Source organism: Mesorhizobium sp. WSM4844 (genome assembly GCF_055811775.1).
Window position 1 is genome coordinate 1 of sequence record NZ_JBVVQB010000130.1, and the last position, 2,170, is coordinate 2,170.

The window sequence follows — 2,170 nt, forward strand, 5'->3', positions numbered from 1 at the left end:
TGGGTTTAAGCCAGGTAAACTGCCGGTCATTCAGGATTTTTGCGTATAGCTTTTGCTGACCACTGGCTTGGGGCGGTTAACTGTGATCCCCCCCGCGGCCGAAGCGTTTTTCTAACTCGCTGAATCTTTGCGCGGCCGAGCAGTCTTTGGCCTGGTGTCCTTTGGCTCCTCGGGCTTGGTGCCCTTGGCGGCTGCCGGCTTCTTGGCCAGCTTCGCTTTGGGTCCGCTTTCCCCACCACCGTCGATCTCGGCCGCGGCCTGGTCCCAGTGCTGCTGATGCGCGCCGTCGGGCCGGCCGGCCTGCTCCCAGATCGCGTGAGCCCGCCGGCGAATGCGTTCCTGCCTGTTATCAGTCACTGTTGCCTCCTCGGCTCAAATCGGTGAGCGACAACTTCTAGCTGAATTTTCGACCGGCGTCTTGGGGGCTTCGGCCCAGATCGGGTCGGCCAGGGTCTGGTCCACCCAAATCGGACAGGACCGCGACCCCGAGGAGTGCCGCCTTTTTGGTGATCAGCCCCGCCAGATCCGCGTCCGAGCGCTCGGTTCCGGTTTGCTCACGCACGGCTGCAATCAACGCCTTCATCGACAACAGGGCAGAGCCCCGTTCGGCAAGCAGGGCAAGCAGCTTGTCGACGGATGCGGCCACATCGCGTGATTCGACATGCGGCAACATGGAAATGGCTCCTTCCGTCCCGCCACGAAGACGAGCGACAGCCGGCTGCCTGCCGGCGAGCCGCCGCTCTTCCCGCGTCTTCCCGGGAGAGCGGCGGGTGAAGGTCAGTCGATGACCTGCACGATCCTGCGGGTGCCGGGATCGACCAGCACGGTGCGATCGTCGACGACTACGTATCTGTATTCGACGTCGGGAACCTCGTGAAGTTCAACCGTGTCGGGCAACGTGGAACCGACGTTGAGTTCCACGCCCAGGAGGCTGATCGACGCCAGCGGGTGCCTCTCCACATATTGGCGGACGACCGTCTGCTGCTCGGGCGTGATAATCACCTGGTCTGCGGTGGCGACGCCGACACCGGCCAGCAGAGCCAGCCCGGCGGCGGCAGGAACAAGGTGGATTTTCATCGTCTTCTCCTGTCTGGTTTGCGGGCTCTGCTGTCCACAGTCGGGACGACTCAGCCCAAAAGCCAACGTTTGACGAAACCGTCTTGTTCCGTGAGCGGCGACTAATTGATCGCCGCGTTGGCTGGCGGTGGCCCGCGATCTTGGTCGCCCAAGCGCGCGGGCCGATCGGTTTTGCCCGATCAGCAGCGATACCGGAGGGGGATGATACCGACTGCTTCGAAAAGAACATTCAGCGATAACTAATGTTCCGCTCCCTACGGCAAAAAATCCCTGCCGGCGCCGGCACGTCAGGCGCGAGACCGGCAAATGCCCCCAATCTATGGTTTCGGCGGCTGCGCCGGGACCTCGCCGGGCTTGAGCACCGGTGTCCTGCCTTGGTCCGGCGGCGGTGCGGCCACGCCCTGATCGCCGGTCGGCGGCGGCAGCAGCACGCCGTTGCAGGGGTCAAGCGTATCGGTCAGGCTGTTGCTGTCACCGTTGTTGACGGGCGGCTGCTGCTGCTGCTGGCCGTTCTGCGGCTGCGCCTGGCAGTGGCCGGCAGGCGCCCGGTCTTGTGTCTCGTCATCCGTCTGGGCGGCAACCGGCGCCGCCAACGCCAGTGCGCCGAGCAGCGTGATTGGCAGGAATGCGAAAGGTTTCATGTCGAACGCCTCCGCGCGAACGATCGCCTCTTTGCCAAAGCCGGTTGGCGGCGATTGGTTCCCGCCTGCAGCAAGCCGCCCGGCTCCATCGCGCCGGCGCGGCATGTTGGGGAATCGTTAATCAGCGATTGCTACTATAGCGGAATGACCAAGAACCTCGGAAACGCCGAAAGAAGCGCTCCAAAGGAGCCGGCAAGCAACTCCGCCCTGAGCCGGCTGGCGCCGGCCTTGTTCCCCCTGGCGGTCGTCGCGCTTGGCTACCTCATCGGCTGGCAGTTCTTCGGCTTCTAGAAGCGGTCCATATGTGGCATCAGCCGAAGAATGCGGCGGTTCAGAATAAAGCGCTCTGTAGCGATCCTTCGCGCCCCCCTCTGTCCTGCCGGACATCTCCCCCACAAGGAGGGAGATTGGCCTTCATCAATGATTTCGCCAACCACCAACCTTGCAAAAAG

General features: G+C 63.4%; 5 protein-coding genes. 1 reads left to right on the forward strand and 4 read right to left on the reverse strand.

Translation table 11 applies throughout. The annotated features are described in order from the left end of the window. Positions 1-111: 111 nt before the first annotated feature. From AC0L2A_RS36000 to AC0L2A_RS36015, 4 genes are all read right to left on the reverse strand, one after another. On the reverse strand, positions 112-357 hold the full coding sequence (locus AC0L2A_RS36000) for a DUF2934 domain-containing protein (RefSeq protein WP_473612930.1): 246 nt from the start codon (positions 355-357) through the stop codon (positions 112-114). Positions 358-394: 37 nt separating this feature from the next. Continuing rightward, positions 395-673 carry a hypothetical protein gene (locus AC0L2A_RS36005; RefSeq protein WP_473509301.1) on the reverse strand — a complete coding sequence of 93 codons (279 nt, stop codon included), beginning with the start codon at positions 671-673 and terminating at the stop codon, positions 395-397. A 104-nt stretch (positions 674-777) separates the two neighbouring features. Beyond that, the gene (locus AC0L2A_RS36010) at positions 778-1,077 is read right to left on the reverse strand and encodes a DUF1236 domain-containing protein (protein WP_091599078.1); all 300 of its coding nucleotides are present in this window, start codon (positions 1,075-1,077) and stop codon (positions 778-780) included. A 317-nt stretch (positions 1,078-1,394) separates the two neighbouring features. After that, positions 1,395-1,718, reverse strand: a complete 324-nt coding sequence (locus AC0L2A_RS36015; RefSeq protein ID WP_473612932.1) for a hypothetical protein — start codon at positions 1,716-1,718, stop codon at positions 1,395-1,397. Positions 1,719-1,862: 144 nt separating this feature from the next. On the opposite strand from AC0L2A_RS36015, the gene AC0L2A_RS36020 reads away from it, so the two are divergent. Continuing rightward, on the forward strand, positions 1,863-2,009 hold the full coding sequence (locus AC0L2A_RS36020; protein WP_091599075.1) for a hypothetical protein: 147 nt from the start codon (positions 1,863-1,865) through the stop codon (positions 2,007-2,009). Positions 2,010-2,170: the final 161 nt, after the last annotated feature.